This window comes from Alteromonas sp. ABH4_454 (assembly GCF_056311775.1).
Genome location: NZ_CM149972.1, coordinates 386,855 through 404,055 on the forward strand (window position 1 = coordinate 386,855; position 17,201 = coordinate 404,055).

General features: G+C 44.2%; 16 protein-coding genes. 9 read left to right on the forward strand and 7 right to left on the reverse strand.

The window, feature by feature from the left end:
• Positions 1-66 precede the first annotated feature (66 nt).
• Together ACYX4W_RS01680 and ACYX4W_RS01685 are read left to right on the forward strand one after the other, a co-directional pair.
• Complete coding sequence (locus ACYX4W_RS01680) at positions 67-2,133, forward strand: M13 family metallopeptidase (RefSeq protein ID WP_476074500.1); 2,067 nt, start codon at positions 67-69, stop codon at positions 2,131-2,133.
• 138 nt (positions 2,134-2,271) lie between these two features.
• Positions 2,272-2,964 carry a lysoplasmalogenase gene (locus tag ACYX4W_RS01685; protein ID WP_476074501.1) on the forward strand — a complete coding sequence of 231 codons (693 nt, stop codon included), beginning with the start codon at positions 2,272-2,274 and terminating at the stop codon, positions 2,962-2,964.
• On the opposite strand, the gene ACYX4W_RS01690 is transcribed toward ACYX4W_RS01685, so the two are convergent.
• The 4 genes from ACYX4W_RS01690 to ACYX4W_RS01705 form a co-directional block, all read right to left on the reverse strand.
• Positions 2,961-3,359: an ACT domain-containing protein gene (locus ACYX4W_RS01690; protein WP_476074502.1), complete on the reverse strand. Its 399-nt coding sequence runs from the start codon at positions 3,357-3,359 to the stop codon at positions 2,961-2,963. The two genes, ACYX4W_RS01685 and ACYX4W_RS01690, sit on opposite strands and share 4 nt — an antisense overlap.
• Before the next feature lie 52 nt (positions 3,360-3,411).
• A complete protein-coding gene (dbpA, locus tag ACYX4W_RS01695; RefSeq protein ID WP_476075427.1) occupies positions 3,412-4,791 on the reverse strand; it encodes an ATP-dependent RNA helicase DbpA in 1,380 nt (459 codons plus the stop codon).
• 198 nt (positions 4,792-4,989) lie between these two features.
• Positions 4,990-6,036 carry a dihydroorotase gene (gene pyrC, locus ACYX4W_RS01700; RefSeq protein WP_474804174.1) on the reverse strand — a complete coding sequence of 349 codons (1,047 nt, stop codon included), beginning with the start codon at positions 6,034-6,036 and terminating at the stop codon, positions 4,990-4,992.
• Positions 6,037-6,133: 97 nt separating this feature from the next.
• Positions 6,134-6,670 carry a lipocalin family protein gene (locus tag ACYX4W_RS01705; RefSeq protein WP_476074503.1) on the reverse strand — a complete coding sequence of 179 codons (537 nt, stop codon included), beginning with the start codon at positions 6,668-6,670 and terminating at the stop codon, positions 6,134-6,136.
• Positions 6,671-6,944: 274 nt separating this feature from the next.
• Between ACYX4W_RS01705 and ACYX4W_RS01710 the strand changes: the two genes are divergently transcribed.
• A complete protein-coding gene (locus tag ACYX4W_RS01710; protein ID WP_476074504.1) occupies positions 6,945-7,895 on the forward strand; it encodes an aldo/keto reductase in 951 nt (316 codons plus the stop codon).
• A 19-nt stretch (positions 7,896-7,914) separates the two neighbouring features.
• Positions 7,915-8,298, forward strand: a complete 384-nt coding sequence (gloA2, locus tag ACYX4W_RS01715) for an SMU1112c/YaeR family gloxylase I-like metalloprotein (protein ID WP_476074505.1) — start codon at positions 7,915-7,917, stop codon at positions 8,296-8,298.
• 69 nt (positions 8,299-8,367) lie between these two features.
• On the opposite strand, the gene ACYX4W_RS01720 is transcribed toward gloA2, so the two are convergent.
• Both ACYX4W_RS01720 and ACYX4W_RS01725 read right to left on the reverse strand, forming a co-directional pair.
• On the reverse strand, positions 8,368-9,183 hold the full coding sequence (locus ACYX4W_RS01720; RefSeq protein ID WP_476074506.1) for a mechanosensitive ion channel family protein: 816 nt from the start codon (positions 9,181-9,183) through the stop codon (positions 8,368-8,370).
• A gap of 140 nt (positions 9,184-9,323) precedes the next feature.
• A complete protein-coding gene (locus ACYX4W_RS01725) occupies positions 9,324-10,541 on the reverse strand; it encodes an MFS transporter (protein WP_476075428.1) in 1,218 nt (405 codons plus the stop codon).
• A 335-nt stretch (positions 10,542-10,876) separates the two neighbouring features.
• Here ACYX4W_RS01725 and ACYX4W_RS01730 point away from each other — a divergent pair, with 335 nt between their 5' ends.
• Complete coding sequence (locus ACYX4W_RS01730) at positions 10,877-12,826, forward strand: alpha-amylase family glycosyl hydrolase (RefSeq protein ID WP_476074507.1); 1,950 nt, start codon at positions 10,877-10,879, stop codon at positions 12,824-12,826.
• Positions 12,827-13,197: 371 nt separating this feature from the next.
• On the forward strand, positions 13,198-13,425 hold the full coding sequence (locus ACYX4W_RS01735; RefSeq protein ID WP_474856526.1) for a hypothetical protein: 228 nt from the start codon (positions 13,198-13,200) through the stop codon (positions 13,423-13,425).
• A gap of 82 nt (positions 13,426-13,507) precedes the next feature.
• On the opposite strand, the gene folE is transcribed toward ACYX4W_RS01735, so the two are convergent.
• On the reverse strand, positions 13,508-14,191 hold the full coding sequence (gene folE, locus ACYX4W_RS01740; protein ID WP_474804153.1) for a GTP cyclohydrolase I FolE: 684 nt from the start codon (positions 14,189-14,191) through the stop codon (positions 13,508-13,510).
• A gap of 162 nt (positions 14,192-14,353) precedes the next feature.
• Between folE and folM the strand changes: the two genes are divergently transcribed.
• The 3 genes from folM to ACYX4W_RS01755 all read left to right on the forward strand — a co-directional run bounded on the left by folM (position 14,354) and on the right by ACYX4W_RS01755 (position 17,151).
• Positions 14,354-15,061, forward strand: coding sequence for a dihydromonapterin reductase (gene folM, locus ACYX4W_RS01745; protein ID WP_474804150.1), 708 nt, complete (start codon positions 14,354-14,356; stop codon positions 15,059-15,061).
• Between the two features lie 145 nt (positions 15,062-15,206).
• Positions 15,207-16,271 (forward strand): agmatine deiminase family protein, encoded by a 1,065-nt coding sequence (locus tag ACYX4W_RS01750; protein WP_476074508.1) that lies wholly within the window; start codon positions 15,207-15,209, stop codon positions 16,269-16,271.
• Positions 16,258-17,151, forward strand: a complete 894-nt coding sequence (locus ACYX4W_RS01755; RefSeq protein ID WP_476074509.1) for a carbon-nitrogen hydrolase — start codon at positions 16,258-16,260, stop codon at positions 17,149-17,151. Before ACYX4W_RS01750 ends, ACYX4W_RS01755 begins: the two co-directional genes overlap by 14 nt.
• Positions 17,152-17,201: the final 50 nt, after the last annotated feature.

The following is a 17,201-nucleotide window of genomic DNA, read 5'->3' on the forward strand; positions in this document are numbered from 1 at the left end:
ACGCGCTAAAAACTATAAGCGGCAAGTCCAAACATTGCCCAGTCAGAATGAAAAGGAAAACTCTAAATGTTACGTAGCGTTTTAAGCTTAAGCGTGGCACTGGCCTTAACGGCCTGTAGCCCACAAAATTCATCGACAGAACAACAAAACCAAAGCGCTGCCACTGAAGAAGCTCAGCAGCAGCTTTCTTCAGGCGTCATTAAAGAGAATATGGACCTGTCTGTAGACCCCGGTGATGACTTCTTCCGCTACGTAAACGGTAAGTGGTTTGATAATTTTGAAATACCAGCTGATAAGTCTAGTTACGGTTCTTTCGTTATTCTACGTGATGAAGCGCAAGACCACGTAATGGATATTATTAAGTCTTCTGCCGAAGGTGATTTTAAAGCGGGCAGTGACGAACAAAAAGTGGGTGATTTTTACCGTGCCTATATGGATATGGAAACCCGCAACGAACTTGGTACGACGCCGCTAAAGCCTGAGTTAACTAAGATTGAAGCCATTGAAGACTACACTGACCTTGCTGAGTATTTTGCTTATGCTGCTCGCTATGGCTACGGTACGCCATTCAGCCTAACTCAGTACCCAGATCTTAAGTCGCCGAAAGAATATCTGATGTACACGTGGCAAGCCGGCCTTGGACTTCCTGAGCGCGAGTACTATTTTAAAGACGACGAAACATCACAAACCATTCGTGACGCATACGTTAAGCATATTCAAACTATGTTTGAACTTGCGGGTTTCGAAGCACCAAAAGAAAGTGCCGATATGCTTTTCGAGCTTGAGACTAAAATTGCTCAACTGCACATGAAGAAAGAGCAAGCCCGTAACTTTGCCGCAAACTATAACAAGCTTTCGATTGAAGAACTTAAAGCATTGATGCCTAAGTTTAACTGGGATGCTTACCTTGCCGAAGCTGATATTAGCGACATTCCTTCGCTAGGTATTCTGCAAAAAGACTACATGCAAAACATTGATGGCGTCATAGCAGAGACCTCACTAGAAGACTGGAAAACGTTTCTTAAATGGGGCGTGTTAAATGCTTCAGCTAGTCAATTAAATGCTGAGCTTGATGAAGCAAACTTCAATTTCTACAGCAAGGTGCTTCGCGGTGTAAAAGAACAGCAGCCTCAATGGCGTCGTGCAGTGAGTCTTTCAAACGCTCATGTTGGCGAGCTTATCGGAAAGGTTTATGTAAAACAGCATTTCCCGCCTGAAGCGAAAGACCGCATGATGGAAATGGTTAACAACCTACTGCTGGCTTACAAAGAAAGTATTGAAAACCTAGACTGGATGACAGATGAAACCCGCGCGCAAGCGCTGGACAAACTGTCTAAATTTACCGTGAAAATTGGTTACCCAGATCAGTGGAGAGACTATTCAGCACTGACGGTTAATGCCGGAGACTTATTCGGAAACCTTAAGCGTTCTTCTGACGTGCTATACGAAGAGATGCTTAAGAAACAAGGCGGCCCAGTGTGGACCCACGAGTGGGGTATGACACCTCAAACCGTTAACGCTTACTACAATCCACCGCTTAACGAAATTGTATTCCCTGCGGCTATCCTTCAACCTCCGTTTTTTGACATGAACGCCGAAGACGCGGTTAACTACGGCGGCATTGGCGCGGTAATTGGTCACGAAATTGGTCATGGCTTTGATGATTCAGGGTCAACCTTCGACGGTGATGGCGTTCTGCGAAACTGGTGGACCGATGAAGATCGCAGCGAGTTTGAAGCACGTACTGCAAACTTGATTGAGCAATACAATCAATTCGAGGTCTTACCTGATTTGCACGTAAACGGTGAATATACCTTAGGTGAAAACATCGGCGACCTTGGCGGTATTAGTATTGCGCTTAAAGCTTACCACTTGTCTCTTGATGGTGAAAAAGCCCCAGAGCTAGATGGCTTTACTGGCGACCAGCGCGTATTCATCGGTTATGGTCAGGTATGGGCCAGCAAATACCGTGAAGAAGCCTTGCGCAGTCAGGTACAGACAGACACCCACTCCCCTACTAAATTCCGTACCAACGGCGCTGTGCGCAACGTACCAGAATTCTACGAAGCGTTTAACGTTACCGAAGAAGATGCGTTGTATTTACCACCAGAAGAACGCGTGAAAATTTGGTAATTTGCGTACTCTAAACACAGTACATAGAAAGTAGCGTACACAAAATTCGATAGCTAAAGCCCCATGTTTGCTTCACCAAACTGGGGCTTTTTTTGTCGTGTTGAAGTGTATGACTGAGCAGTTTCAAAAAGGCTAAATATGAATGTAAGAACAACTATTGTCTTTAGCAGCTTAGCGTTGCTTTACTTGGCGACGCTGCCGCTTACCCCCTATATGGCTCAATTCTTACCCAAAGCTCTACCTATTGGGGTACTGGCAGTTTTCGCCTATATAAAACTTAGCGCCATGCCGCGATATATGGTGTTGATGGCGCTACTTTTTAGTTTTGCTGGAGATATTAGTCTGGCCTTGCCCTTTGCAGAAAGTTTTATATCAGGCCTGTCTTGCTTTTTTCTCGCGCACTTATCTTATGCCACGTGTTTTGCCAATCTAAATCGCCACAAACCCAAAGCGCTCTCAAGCGATATTATTTCACACAATGTGAAATGGCTAATTAGCCTTACCATTGTAAGTTTTACGGCAGTGATGGCCGGTCATATTCTGCCTGCATCAGGTTCGTTGTTTTACCCTGTAGTGGCATACATTAGCGTAATCACGCTGATGGGCTTAACCGCGGTGTGGTTAGCTCAAACCAAGCTAATCGTAACCGGTGCGTTACTTTTTGTGATATCAGATGCCATTCTCGCTCAGTCGGTTTTCAAAACCCCGCTCCCACTTTCTACCTTTTGGGTAATGACAACTTACTATGGAGCACAATATTGCTTAACCATGGGGCTGGTTAATGCGTTCTCGGGAAAAGAAAAAAAGCAGGAAGAGAATGGGCGGGCCTAGTGAGACAGCGACGTTAAAACTTCTATCGCCAAGTCGACTTTTTCAGCTGGCACAAAAATGTGGTCGTGATAATAAGCGGCCACCACGTTGGCGCTAATTCCTGCCTTACCCAACGCGGTGGACATAGCTGCCGTCATGCCTACCGCTTCCAAACTAGAATGCACTTCACAGGTTATACAGCGGTAATAACCCTCAAATTGCAGGTTAGCTTTCTCGGCTATAGCAACCGGAAGAATAAGGGTGGTGCCCTCGCGTTCTTGAAACATGCCCTTAGCCGCTGAAATCAACGAACTGGTTAATTTATCTGCCTGCAAAGTGGTGAATACAAAGTCTTCACTACCGGCTACAGGGTTTAAGTTTTTGAGCAACAGGGTTAAATCAGTTTCAGCAACCACACTAACCTTCCTTTCTTACTTTAAGGTAAATACTTACTTATTAAAGCGCCCGTTAAAGTTTTCGGGCTCGAATACGCTTACCTTTTATTTTACCTTCTCTAAATTGAGTCATGGCTTTTTTCACGCTTCGCGTTTTCACTGCGACAAAACTCATGCTGTTTTGCACTTTAATTTTGCCTAAGTCGTCGCCAGGAATGCCCGCATCTTTGGTAAGTGCACCTACCAAGTCACCAGGGCGAAGCTTTTCCTTTTTACCCGCGCTTAGTGAAATACAGGTAAAGTCAGGCTGGGTAATTTTATTTTTATGAAAACGTAAGCTTTGCGCACCTTTAAGCGGAATATCACTTTCTTGCAATACTTCGATCTTTCGTAAAAAGTGTTCTTCTTCCTCGCTTACTAGCGTCACTGCCATGCCTTTAGCGCCCGCCCGTGCCGTACGGCCAATGCGGTGGATATGGGTTTCCGGCTCTTCACTTACTGTGTAGTTAATCACACAAGCAACATCGTCAATATCTAGCCCTCGCGCAGCTACGTCAGTGGCAACGAGTACTTGCAGTGCATCGCTGGCAAACTGCATAAGTACCGATGTACGTTGATGCTGTTCCATATCACCTTGAAGCCCTTTAGCACTGAATCCGTCTTCTATAAGCTCTTCAACAACTTCATTTACCTGCGTTTTACGGTTACAGAAAACAATGGCGTTCTTAGGCTGATATTCAGTCAATACAGCTTTAAGCGCTTGAGTGCGTGTGTGTGGTAGTACGTTGTAACCTAACTGTATAATGGCGGGTTTACTGTCTTGCGACTCTACTTTACAGGTTACTGGATTATGCAAATATTGCTTAGCCACGCGTTCAATTTGTTCAGTGAAAGTGGCGGAAAACAGTAGAGTTTGTACTTGCGTTGGCGTCTGTCCGAAGATAATGCGTAAATCATCTTCAAATCCCATGTCCAACATACGGTCGGCTTCATCAAGCACACGCAGTTTTGTATTACTCAAATCAATACGGCGCTTTTCCACATGATCCATCACGCGTCCAGGAGTACCTACAATAATGTGAGGACTGTGTTTTAACGACTGAATTTGCGGCCCCATAGGCTGCCCGCCACATAAGGTGGTTACTTTAATATTACCGATATTTTTAGCCGCAGTACGGCACTGCTGCGCTACTTGGTCGGCAAGCTCACGGGTTGGGCAAAGCATAATAGCTTGTGTAGTAAAGTCGTTAACTTCAATGTGCTGTAAAGCAGGGATCACGAAGCATAGAGTTTTACCGCTACCTGTCTGCGCTTGACCAATCACATCTCTTCCCTGCAGAGCTTCGGGTAGCGACTGCGCCTGGATTGGCGAAAGTTGGTGAATGCCTTGAGAGTCTAGTGCTTTAACGATGGCAGGGTTTATATCTAAATGCTTAACGGTTTCAACGGTCATTAATTTGGGTTCCAAAAGTTAACTACACCATATTCTATATGATGAGCTACGCCATATTCTTGGTTCATCATGTCACTCTTCGAAGAAAGTGCGATGATGGAAAAGTGTCAGTAAAATCGTTTGAATGGGTGTAGAAGAGCGTTTGTGCCCTTAAGGAAACGTTCCACAGGGCACGCGTACAAAACATATAGAATAAGCTTACGCTTGAAATGCCTTTTCTAATTTCCACTGTAGTGTTTGCCCCGCAAAAAATGGAACCATGTCGGTACCATCAGCTAGGGTTACCTGTTCTGGCACCGTCCAAGACTCTTTCACTAACGTCATTGTAGTTGTATTTCGCGGTAAACCATAAAAGTCTGCACCGTAATGGCTAGCAAAACCTTCAAGCTTGTCTATTGCACCTAGCTGCTCGAACACTTCTGCATAAAGCTCTATTGCAGACCATGCGCTGTAACAACCTGCACACCCACAAGCATTCTCTTTTTTATGCTTAGCATGTGGTGCAGAATCAGTACCTAAAAAGAACTTCTTATTACCACTTGCCACCATATCGCGTAAGGCTTTTTGATGGGTATTTCGCTTAAGCACCGGCAGGCAATAGTTGTGAGGGCGTACACCACCAACTAGTAAATCGTTGCGATTAAGCAATAAGTGCTGAGGCGTGATAGTTGCGCCCACAAATTCGCTCGCGCCCGCTACGAAGCTAGCAGCATCTGCTGTGGTAATGTGTTCAAACACCACTTTCAGCTTAGGAAATGCTTCAACAATGGGACCTAAATGTGTGTCTATGAACACTTTTTCACGGTCAAAAATATCTATGTGATGCTCGGTAACTTCACCGTGAATTAGCAAAAGCAAACCTTGCTCTTGCATGGCTTGGAATACCGGATATAAAGCCTGAATACCTTTTACCGCCGCGTCTGAATTAGTCGTCGCGCCTGCTGGATAAAGCTTACATGCGGTTACGCCTGCTTGCTTTGCATCGATAATATCCTGCGGCGTAGTTTGGTTGGTAAGAAATAAAGTCATTAACGGCTCAAAGTTACTGCCTTCAGGTCGCGCAGCCTCAATTCGCCCTTTATATGCCATCGCCATTTCAGCATTAACTACGGGTGGTACTAGGTTCGGCATAACGATAGCGCGTTGGAAACAACGCGCAGTTGCAGGCACTGTTTCAGCCAGCATTTCGTTGTCGCGAAAATGAAGATGCCAATCGTCTGGCGTAGTAATGTTGAGCGTTTGCATGCCTTGTCTCTCTTAATACTTATTCAAACAGAGGGGAATTGCGCGCAATAATAGCACAATTCCCAATTTGCGCGCAGAACAACTCGCTTGATAGCAGCTATGATTTCACTTGGCCGTGCTCTACCCAAATAAGCTTACTAACATCGTACCCAGCCGCGGTCGCTTTTTCTAATAAACGCATGCGAACTTCGTCTGAAATTGAAGGCGTCCGCGCTAATATCCAAAGGTAATCTTTATCCGGGCCTGTTATCAGTGCATATTGATAGCCTTCTTTGTCTAGCTCCATAATGACATAGCTCGCGTAAAACGGGCCAAAGAAGGATACCTTTAAATGTCCTGTGGTTTCGTTCTCTACAAAATACGCTTTGCCTTCGGCTTCATCCCACTTACCTTCTTCTTTTGAATAGCCGCGATTAATCACTTTCACGCCACCATCTTCGCGCATACTATAGGTTGCTGTGACCTCGCTGAGCCCTTCTTCGAAACTGTGGTCAAAGCGCGCTATTTCATACCACTCCCCTAAATACCTAGGAAGCTCGAAACCTTTAACCGGCTTTACGTTTTCCGGTACTCCGGTGCAGCCAGCTAACCCAACAAGTAGTGCAATTGCAAATAAAAGCCATTTTTTCAACATAAACCCTCTTCTCTTGTGATGAGTTTGTAGCGATGAATATTCACTACGATATTAAAACGCCTACACCAGCAGTTGTGATCTTTATTGCTAATTCACACCATAAATATCCCAAGCGTTAACTGTCGCTAGTTAAAAGACACTCGACTAATCAAGCTTTTATTATCAAACACGTCATACTAGAGTACTGCCCAGTTGATAATAAGAATAAGCGCCAAAGCTTCTATGAGTGCAAAGGCAATTTTGTTCACTCACACCTTTAAAGGGAGATAACTACATGAATGCACACTTTCCACACGCAAGCCGCCTAATTTATGGTTGTATGGGCCTAGGTGGAGGTTGGAATAACGACCCCGTCACTAAAGCCGATGTGACCCAAGCAAGAACAATCATTGACACTGTACTAGACTTGGATATTAACGTTTTTGACCATGCCGATATTTACACATTCGGTAAAGCAGAAACTGCCTTTGGTGAAGCCCTAAAGCAAGCGCCAGAGCTTAAAGATCAAATGATTATTCAATCTAAATGTGCAATACGCTTTGAGGACGATTTAGGACCAAAGCGCTATGATTTCTCGGCAAATCATATTCACACCTCGGTCGAAGGTATACTTTCACGTTTAGGTATCGAGCAACTCGATATACTGTTGCTACACCGCCCCGACCCGCTTATGGAGCTAGAAGAAGTGGCTGGTACCCTACTACTGCTGCAGCAACAGGGAAAGATTAAACACGTAGGCGTGTCTAATATGCATGGGCATCAAATAAACTACCTTCAATCAGCACTGTCGACACCTATTGTTGCTAACCAACTTGAAATGAGTCTTGGCTTTAGGGACTGGTTGGAAGACGGGATAACCAGCAACAGCGCGGCTAATCGCAATATAGGTTATGCCCCCGGCACGCTTGAATACTGCATGATGAATAATGTACAGCTTCAGGCTTGGGGAAGCTTGGCTCAAGGAAAATATACAGGGGCGGAAACCGAGACTAGTGCAGATGCAGCTACCGCAGATTTAGTGGCACAGCTTGCAAGCGAATATCAAACAACGCCTGAAGCAATTGTTTTAGCATGGCTAATGCGACACCCTGCCAATATCGCGCCTGTGTTAGGCAGCACCAATGTAGAACGTATCAAATCTAGTCAGAAAGCGATGGACGTTCATCTTTCTCGCGAACACTGGTACAAGTTGTTTGAAGTCGCTCGTGGCCAAGAAATGCCATAAGCACTAGTAAGGAAATAGCATGCTAAAAGGCTTTCACCATGTTGCTATTATTTGTAGTGACTATCCCCGTTCAAAAGCGTTTTATACCGACGTGTTAGGGTTCTCCATCATTGACGAAAATTACAGAGAAGCCAGGGACTCATATAAATGCGACCTTGGCCTGCCTGACGGTAGTCAAATTGAGTTATTTTCGTTTCCAGGGGCACCGCAAAGACCTTCGCGCCCGGAAGCACAAGGGCTTAGACACTTGGCATTTAAAGTAGACAACCTTGATGAAATGATTGATCACTTAACTAACAAGCGTGTGGAATGTGAGCCGGTTAGGACAGACGAATATACCGGTAAGCGCTTTACGTTTTTTCAAGACCCTGACGGGTTACCGCTAGAACTTTACGAATTATAAAAAAATGCCGAACGGCTGAGTGGCTGTTCGGCATTTATCTAACAATAGGTCTGCTAAAATAACCTTATCCTAGTCCAGCATTCTGACTTCTCGTTGCGGGAATGGAATATCAATATTGTGCTGTTGAAGCGCGTTAAAAACGGCTTGATTAAGCGCATAGCGCACTTCGAAATGCCTTGTCGCAGGAGCCCAAACTCGAACTCCAAAATTAATACTGCTGTCACCAAAATTATCGACACCAATAGCAGGTGTTTTTTCTGCACTAACACCGTCAACAGATGCAACTGCATGTCGAATTACTTCAATGACGTTATCTACATTACTGGAGTAAGCAACGCCTATCTCGAGTTCTATAAGCATGTTTTCAGCAGAGTTATGCAAGATTTCCCCAACAATTAGCTTATTGGGAATCTGTATGTGCACGTTATCTTCATCAATAAGAATGGTATAAGGCAGCATGACTTGATCAACAACGCCCACAACGCCACGAACCCGAATAGTATCTCCTACTACAAACGGACGGGTAATGATTATCGTAAAACCTGCGGCATAGTTTGCCAGCATGCCTTGAATAGCAAGACCAGCTCCTAAGCCCACTGCACCAAGTGCCGCTATTAAAGGCGTTACACTGATACCCACATTCCCAAGCGCAATAATGATGACTATACCAAGTACTACCAGCTTGCATATACCACCGGTAAATCGGCTAAGCGTGATATCAATCTTCTTGCTCACCATGAGGTTTTCAACCACATGGCCTATTTTATTTGCTACCCACCAGCCAAGTAAGAAAATGATAATGGCACCTACAATTTGGAAACTGTAGGTCACAGCAAATTCAACCAGCGTGTCGTAAAGGGCTTGGGCTTGTTTTAATTCATCCATGGGACGTTATTACAGATTGATAAATGAGGGAATATTGGGAAGCTTAAACAACAACGCTATGAAAAACCAGTGCCGAACATAAGTCCGGCACGTTTAGGTTAACTAACACGCTGAGCGACTAGCCTCGCGGTTATTTTCACTTAGTTAGCGTACTCACTCGCTTCAATTTCTGCTAAACGCTCTTTGGTGGGGTTCTTAACGAAGTTATATACTAAGCCGATAAACAGCAACGCGGCAAAACCCGTGGCGACCATGAAGCCGTATTTTGCATCACCGCCGTTAGCGTCACTTACAAGCCCCATGATAAAAGGGCCAGCCGCTGCGCCAGCAGCAGTAAAGAACAATATAACTCCTGCCACACTCCCGTGTTGATGTTTAGGGAAGCAGCTGATTCCCTTTGAATTGAACGTAGGGTAAATGACCGACATGAAAATACCTGTGAGTGGGAACAAATAAAGCGCGAGCTGCTTTCCGCCCCATAACCCCAAGCCGAAGCACAGTACTATAGCGCCTGTAAACAACATCAACACCAACGCCCAGTTAAAGCGAGACATCATCCAAATTCCCACGAAACGGCCTGCGGCACGCAAAATAAAAAATGCGGTTACCGAATAAATAGCCAAAGTTTGAGAAAACCCCTCACTGTAACAGTCGTAGGTCGCTTTAAGCGTAGTTGCGTCGCATACTAGGTAACTAGGCATCCACACGTAGATAGCACTCTCTGCAGCAACATATAAAAATGCGCCAATTGAAAAGCCTAACGCGTAAGGGTTTTTTACCAGTTTTAAGCTTTGCGCAATGGATACTTTATTTTCACCAGAAGACGTGTCACGAGAATAAGCCGGGTATTTGACCAGCAGCGCACCGACAATAAGAACAGTACAAACGCCGCCCGCAATAACGTAAAGCCATTGCCATGCTACCCCTTGATGGATAAGGTAGGCTACAATTAAAGGGCCTATAATTGCGCCAACACCAAAGAAAGCTTCTGCACCGTTCATCGTTGCAGTATGTTGTTTTGTTGAAGTTGAAATGTCACCAATAAGGGCCAGCGCACCTGTTTTGAAAATACCAACGGCCACCCCTGACAAGCTCATCAAACTAACAATTAGCATAAAGTCATTAGCAATAAGGAAGCTGTAACAAGCTAATCCAAACAATGCTAACCCTATAATAATGGTTGGCTTACGACCTAACTTATCGGCTAGAAACCCCAAGAACAAACCAGATAGGGCGATACCCAGCATAGGCAAAGAATGCATTAAACTTGCTTGCGCATTAGTGACGGAAAACGCCACCTTCACTTCTTTGATAATCTCGCCTACTGAATCTGATGTCATCGCAAACATCATAAACATTAGGTAGGTTAACCACCGGATAATTCTGCTACTACGGTCTTGGTTAGGCATAGTCAGTCTCACAACAGCGGCATGACGAAAATTTATATCCGTATGCACGTATAAAAAACATGTCAGTTTTGACAAACAATAGATGTTTGAAGCACTGACTTATTTCACATATTTAGTAATCAAAAACGACGATGTAATAAATTTGATAACAAATTTAACATCTCATTTGGAAAAATTAACTTAATCGTTTAAGATGAAAGTTAACAGAATTTAAAAAGCCTGTAAACCCGTTAATTAGAATAGGTTCGCTAGTCCTTCAACCGCGTCATACTATGGAGTTTTCTATGAGCTACGCTGCCGATAGCAGTATGTGTTTAGAGCGCATCTTGGCATCTACCGATTTATCTGGACTTACCAAGAAAGATGCAACGACGTTTACCCAGCGATTAAAAGCACATTTCCCTCGACTTTTTAAACATTATACCTGCGTCTATGGACATCAGTATGACTGCTATTTTCATTTACAAAAACTCATTGAAATATTAAGAGATGGGTTAAAAAGTCGAAAGCCAGCGCTTAAAAAGCTTGATAATGAAAGGCTAAAAGCTCCCTTGTGGTATCGCGAAGAGCAACAGGTAGGCATGGCCTGCTATGTAGATTTAATGGGGCCAACGCTAAAAGACTTACACGATAAAATTCCTTATTTTAAAGCGCTAGGTGTAACCTATGTACATTTAATGCCGCTATATGACGCCCCGAAAGGTGACAGTGACGGCGGCTATGCTGTTTCGGACTACCGCAAGGTAAATCCCTCTTTAGGTACTGTGAAAGATTTGGAAAAGCTTTCGTCGGCCCTGCAAAAGGAAGGAATTAACCTGGTATTAGATTTTGTGTTTAATCACACCTCTGATGAACATGCGTGGGCAAAAGCGGCATTAAATGGCGACAAGCAATATCAAAATTACTACTACTTATTTGATGACAGAACTATTCCCGATCAATATGAACAAACGTTAAGAGAGATTTTTCCTCAAGTTAGAAGAGGCAGCTTTACTTTTAACGAACAGATTGAAAAATGGGTTTGGACGACCTTCAACAGCTTTCAGTGGGATTTAAACTACAGCAACCCTGAAGTTTTTAATGCCATTACCTCTGAAATGCTATTTCTAGCTAACATTGGTAGCGCAGCGTTACGTTTAGACGCACTTGCGTTTATTTGGAAAGAAGTGGGGACCGACTGCGAAAATCAGGAGAAAGCACACGTACTGATTCAAGCGTTCAACTGCTGTTTGCAAATTGTTGCGCCAGCGGTGGTATTTAAGTCAGAAGCTATTGTTCATCCAGATGAGGTGCTGAAGTATATCGATAAAGATGAATGCCAGCTTTCTTATAACCCGTTATTAATGGCATTACTGTGGAACTCTTTAGCTACACGTAAAACGCGCCTGCTTACACACTCTATGAAAAAGAGCTTCGCTATTTCAAACGAGTGTACTTGGGTTAACTACGTACGCTGTCACGACGACATAGGCTGGACGTTCGATGATGCTGTCGCTAATCAATTGGGTATAAACCCCTTCGATCATCGCTATTTCCTCAACCAATTTTATACTGGTCGCTTTGAGGGAAGTTTTGCTAACGGTGTGCCATTTGCAGAAAACCCAAGTAATGGCGATTGTCGTGTATGTGGTTCACTGGCATCGCTGTGCGGCTTAGAAGGCGCACTTAAAAACGGTGACGCACAAGGTATCGACGAAGCCGTTAAACGCATGTTGTTGTTATATGGAGTAACTTTCAGTATCGGCGGCATCCCTTTACTTTATTCCAGCGATGAAATTGGAAAGCTAAACGACTACAACTACCGCAAAGACGAAAGTAAAAAGCATGACGACAGATGGGTTAATCGCATCGCGGTTAATGAAGAAGATACCGCATTGGCCCTAGGTAAGACAGCACCGTCTAGTGAAGCGGAAGTCGCGAGCCTTCGCGTATTTAAAGGCTTGCAAAAAATGATCGAAACTAGAAAACAGTATTCCGTTTTTGGCCAAGCTCAAACACATATATTAGATGCTGACAATCAACATTGTTTTGTTTTTATGCGCGAGAATGATGCAGGTGAAAAGCTCCTTGTTATCTGTAATTTCAGTGAACATGAGCAACAGCTTCAGCGTTCTCTATTGGCGACAGTCAACTGTACATCGACCACCGACCTGCTGTCAGGTGAAACTGTGACTATGGAAGCTGCACCTTTATTACTCGCCCCCTATCAGCAGCTATGGCTTTTAGCCAACTAACGCGACCTTTCATACATTGTGACCCACTCGTTGTACCCTCCGCGGCGGGTGGGTTACCGCCAATAAAATTAATTAGCTTTAATGCCAACGACTTACTAAATAACCCCAAATTAAACAGGCAGTAAAAGAATTACAGACTATACTTTAGTCGTGGATAAGGGTTATCCAAAATCTTTGTGAGATAATTCCGCAAAGTGGCCATTCAGCTTATTTACAGGCTAGTTAACGCGAAAGTAGTACTTGACCGATGTGTGTGGTTTGTATCTTGCAGATTTTTAGCTTTTTCTCTTTTAAAAGCTAAAACGTCGAGGTAATACAAATTACTTTTTCACACACTGGATTTCGACTTACGTCATATGGATATGTAAAACATGGTAACGGATAAAGCAATGCAAAGTGTTAAAGCATTGGAATACATGTGCCCCTATTGCGGCGCAATTAATGATTTTCAACTAAACGCATCTCGAGACATGTACCTCGAACAACATGAGTCTTGTGGTTGTTGTAACAAAGTACTCAGTCTTATTCCCGCCGATGGTATTGGTGGCCGAATTAATCTTGTTGTTGACGCTTTAGATAGCGAACACCTTTTCAAGTAAGAAATCAACGCTAGGTATCTACGAAAAAGCCGCTTCAGAAAGCGGCTTTTCTAGTTTATCAGTGAAGCCTTTCCCGACTTGCTTAACGGAAAAACTCTCGTTTTAATTCACTGTCTGTTAAGAAACGGCCACCTAACGCTGACGTTTTGGTGTAGGAATTAGTGTCTCGAATCCCTCTTGCTTTCACGCAATAGTGCGTAGCGTTGATACTCACAGCAACATCTTCTGAATTCGTTAATGTTTGCAGTGCAACTAACACCTGCTGCGTTAAACGCTCTTGTACCTGAGGACGTTGAGCAAAAAAGCCTACAAGACGGTTTATTTTTGAAAGACCAATCACCGTATCTTTAGGTATGTAAGATACTGTGGCTGTGCCATCAATGGTTACAAAGTGATGCTCGCAGGTACTTGTTAAGCTAATGTCAGATACCTGAACAGGCTGATCTATCTGCATTTTGTTTTCAATAGCAGTAATCTTGGGGAACTTGCGGTAATCCAAGCCTCCAAAAATCTCATTGACGTACATTTTGGCAATACGGCTAGGCGTGTCGCACAAGCTGTCATCAGTAAGGTCAAGTCCAAGCGTGTCCATTACGTCACGCATAGCACTTTCAATTCGTTGGCGCTTTTGTTCGTCAGAAAGACCATTAGCCACCATAGGCGTTTCTAAACCCTTGGCTTCTAATGCTTCACGTACACGTTGTGCTGGCTCTGATATAGAGGGGTCTAGTGCATCACGCACAATTACCGCTTCTTTTGCTAACATTGCTTTATCCGTTGTTACTGCTTTTTTTGAACTGATACGCCTTTCAACTCGTAAAAGTTCGGTTATACGACAACATGACTTTTATTTAATGTTGTTGCTACCACACGTGCATTTAGCACGGAATAATAAAACTGTTACCTCTTAGAAAAGAAGGACACTATCTTGAACTCACCTGTACTGATAACAGGCGCCAGCCAACGATTGGGCTTAGCGATGGCCGAAAGTTTACTCGAACAAGGTCATCGCGTTGTTGTGACTTATCGAACGCATCGCTCTAGTATTGCAATGCTTGAAGAAAAAGGTGCAACAGTCTTACAGGCGGATTTTAGCACTGAGGCGGCTATTGATCGAGCAATTGATGAGATTAAGGCAATCAGTAAAACCTATCGAGGGATCATTCACAATGCATCAGATTGGGCTCAAGAGAAAGATAATGGTAATAAGCAACACTTAATGGAACGCATGATGATGATTCATGCGGTTGCTCCCTATCGCATTAATTTAGCATTAGAAGAAGCGCTGTGCGGTTGTGAAGAACAAGCTGACATTATACACATGACTGATTATGTGCAAGATACCGGCAGTGAAAAGCATATGGCTTACGCGGCGAGTAAAGCTGCGTTGCACAATCTCACTTTGTCCTTTGCCAAAAAGCTGGCCCCAAAGGTGAAAGTGAATAGCATTGCACCGGCTTTACTCATGTTTAATGAAGGTGACGATGAAGCTTATAAACAAAAAGCAGTGAAGAAGTCGCTACTCGAAATAGTACCGGGTGCCCAAGAGGCTGTTAAAGCCATGCGTTATCTATTTGACAGCGACTACGTGACGGGACAAACACTACACCTTAATGGCGGGCGACATTTAAAGTAATATTATAGATTTCAAGCTAAGCTTACGTTTTGGTTGGTTTATATTAATCGTCACCGCCAATTAATTTCATCGCCATTAGCCTTGGTCTGGTACTGCGGCATGGCTATAATCCACTCCCTATTTTAAAGCGACTTGGATTTCTACTATGTACGGCAACCGTATTATGGCGCCTGAATGGCACGACATTGATGCTGTTATGTTGGCATGGCCACATGCACAAACCGATTGGGCTCCATGGTTGGAAGAAGCAAGAGCAACCTACCTGAATGTGATTGCAGCAGTGAATCGCAATAACGCGGGTGTCATTTTATTATGCGCGCCAAGTGACGTTGATGATCTTAAGCCTCGTTTACCCGAAAATGCCCGAGTGCTTATTGTTCCTGCATCCTTTAATGATACCTGGATGCGCGACTACGGTTTTATCACCTGTAAAGACAGTGAAAGTAACGGCTCGCCCGTAGAATTTCGTTTCAACGGTTGGGGTAACAAGTTCAACGCTTCAGAAGATAACCTTGTCAATCAGCGTTACCTCGCCGCCATGTGCAATTCTGCGCTGCGCAGCAGCCCTATTGTGGCAGAAGGCGGTGCGTTAGAGATTGATGAAAACGGGCACCTATTAAGTACTGCTCAGTGCCTACTAAACCCCGAACGCAACGGAGATATGTCGCTAAGCGCTTACGAAGATACCTTTAAAGATATGCTGGGCTGCAGTAAGGTCACCATATTGCAGCATGGGCATTTAGAAGGCGATGATACAGATGGCCATATTGACACCCTAGTGCGCTTTACCCCGAATAAAGGCTTAGTAATTCAGGCGTGTAACAACCGCCCTAATGATAGTCACTTCGAAGGTTTGAAGGCGTTATGTGACGAGTGCGCTCTTGAATTGCCAGAACATAAACAATTTCATTTACCGCTGCCTCATATAGTAAACGATGAAGGAGATCGCTTGCCGGCATCGTACGCAAATTACTTGATTTGTAATAACGCGATTTTATTGCCTGTGTATGGTGAAAAAGAAGATGCTGAAGCCATCGAGACTGTGCAAAAAGCACACCCCAATCATATTGTTGAACCAATTGATTGTAGTGTACTCGTAAGACAATACGGCAGCTTGCATTGTATTTCTATGCAAGTACCCACAGATACGTTAAAAGATTCGATTATCACCACCTTAAAGAAAGGAGTGTCATTACATGCGCCCAGCTAAGCTAAAAGTGGGTCTGGTACAACAGGCCGTTGCCGATAACGATAAAGCAACGAACTGGAATAAAAGTGCCGAGCAAATTGCCAAATTAGCGGCTGAGGGCTGCGAGTGTATTCTGCTACAAGAACTGCACAGTACCCTGTATTTTTGCCAGCAAGAAGATACTGACGCCTTTGATTTGGCTGAACCAATACCAGGTCCAGCGACAGGCTTTTTTGGTGAGCTAGCCGAAAAACACAATATTGTGTTAGTCACGTCCTTGTTTGAAAAACGTGGTTCTGGTTTGTATCACAACACTGCAGTCGTGTTTGACCGCAGTAAAGAAATTGCGGGCAAATACCGTAAAATGCACATTCCTGACGACCCTGGTTTTTACGAGAAGTTTTATTTCACACCGGGCGATATGGGCTTTACGCCTATAGAAACCAGCGTAGGTAAACTTGGCGTCTTGGTATGTTGGGATCAATGGTACCCAGAAGCAGCTCGCCTGATGGCAATGGCAGGTGCAGACTTATTGTTCTACCCTACGGCTATCGGCTGGGACTTAACTGACACAGCAGAAGAACGTAGCCGTCAACATGGTGCATGGGAAACCATTCAGCGCTCTCATGCTGTGGCTAACTCAGTACCGGTTATCGTAGCCAACCGTACTGGTTTTGAAGCGTCACCAGTTGAAGGCGACCCAGGCATTCAGTTTTGGGGACAAAGCTTTGTTGCAGGTCCGCAGGGCGAGGTTTTGGCAAAAGCCGAAGCTGAAGGTGAAACCACGCTATCAGTAGAGCTTGATATGGAACGTACCGAACAGGTTAAGCGCATTTGGCCTTACTTCCGTGACCGTCGCATCGACGCCTACGACGAACTAACTAAGCGCTGGCGCGACTAACCCAAACAAAGGGGTCAGAGTCAGCACTCTGACCCCAGCTTCGGCTTTTA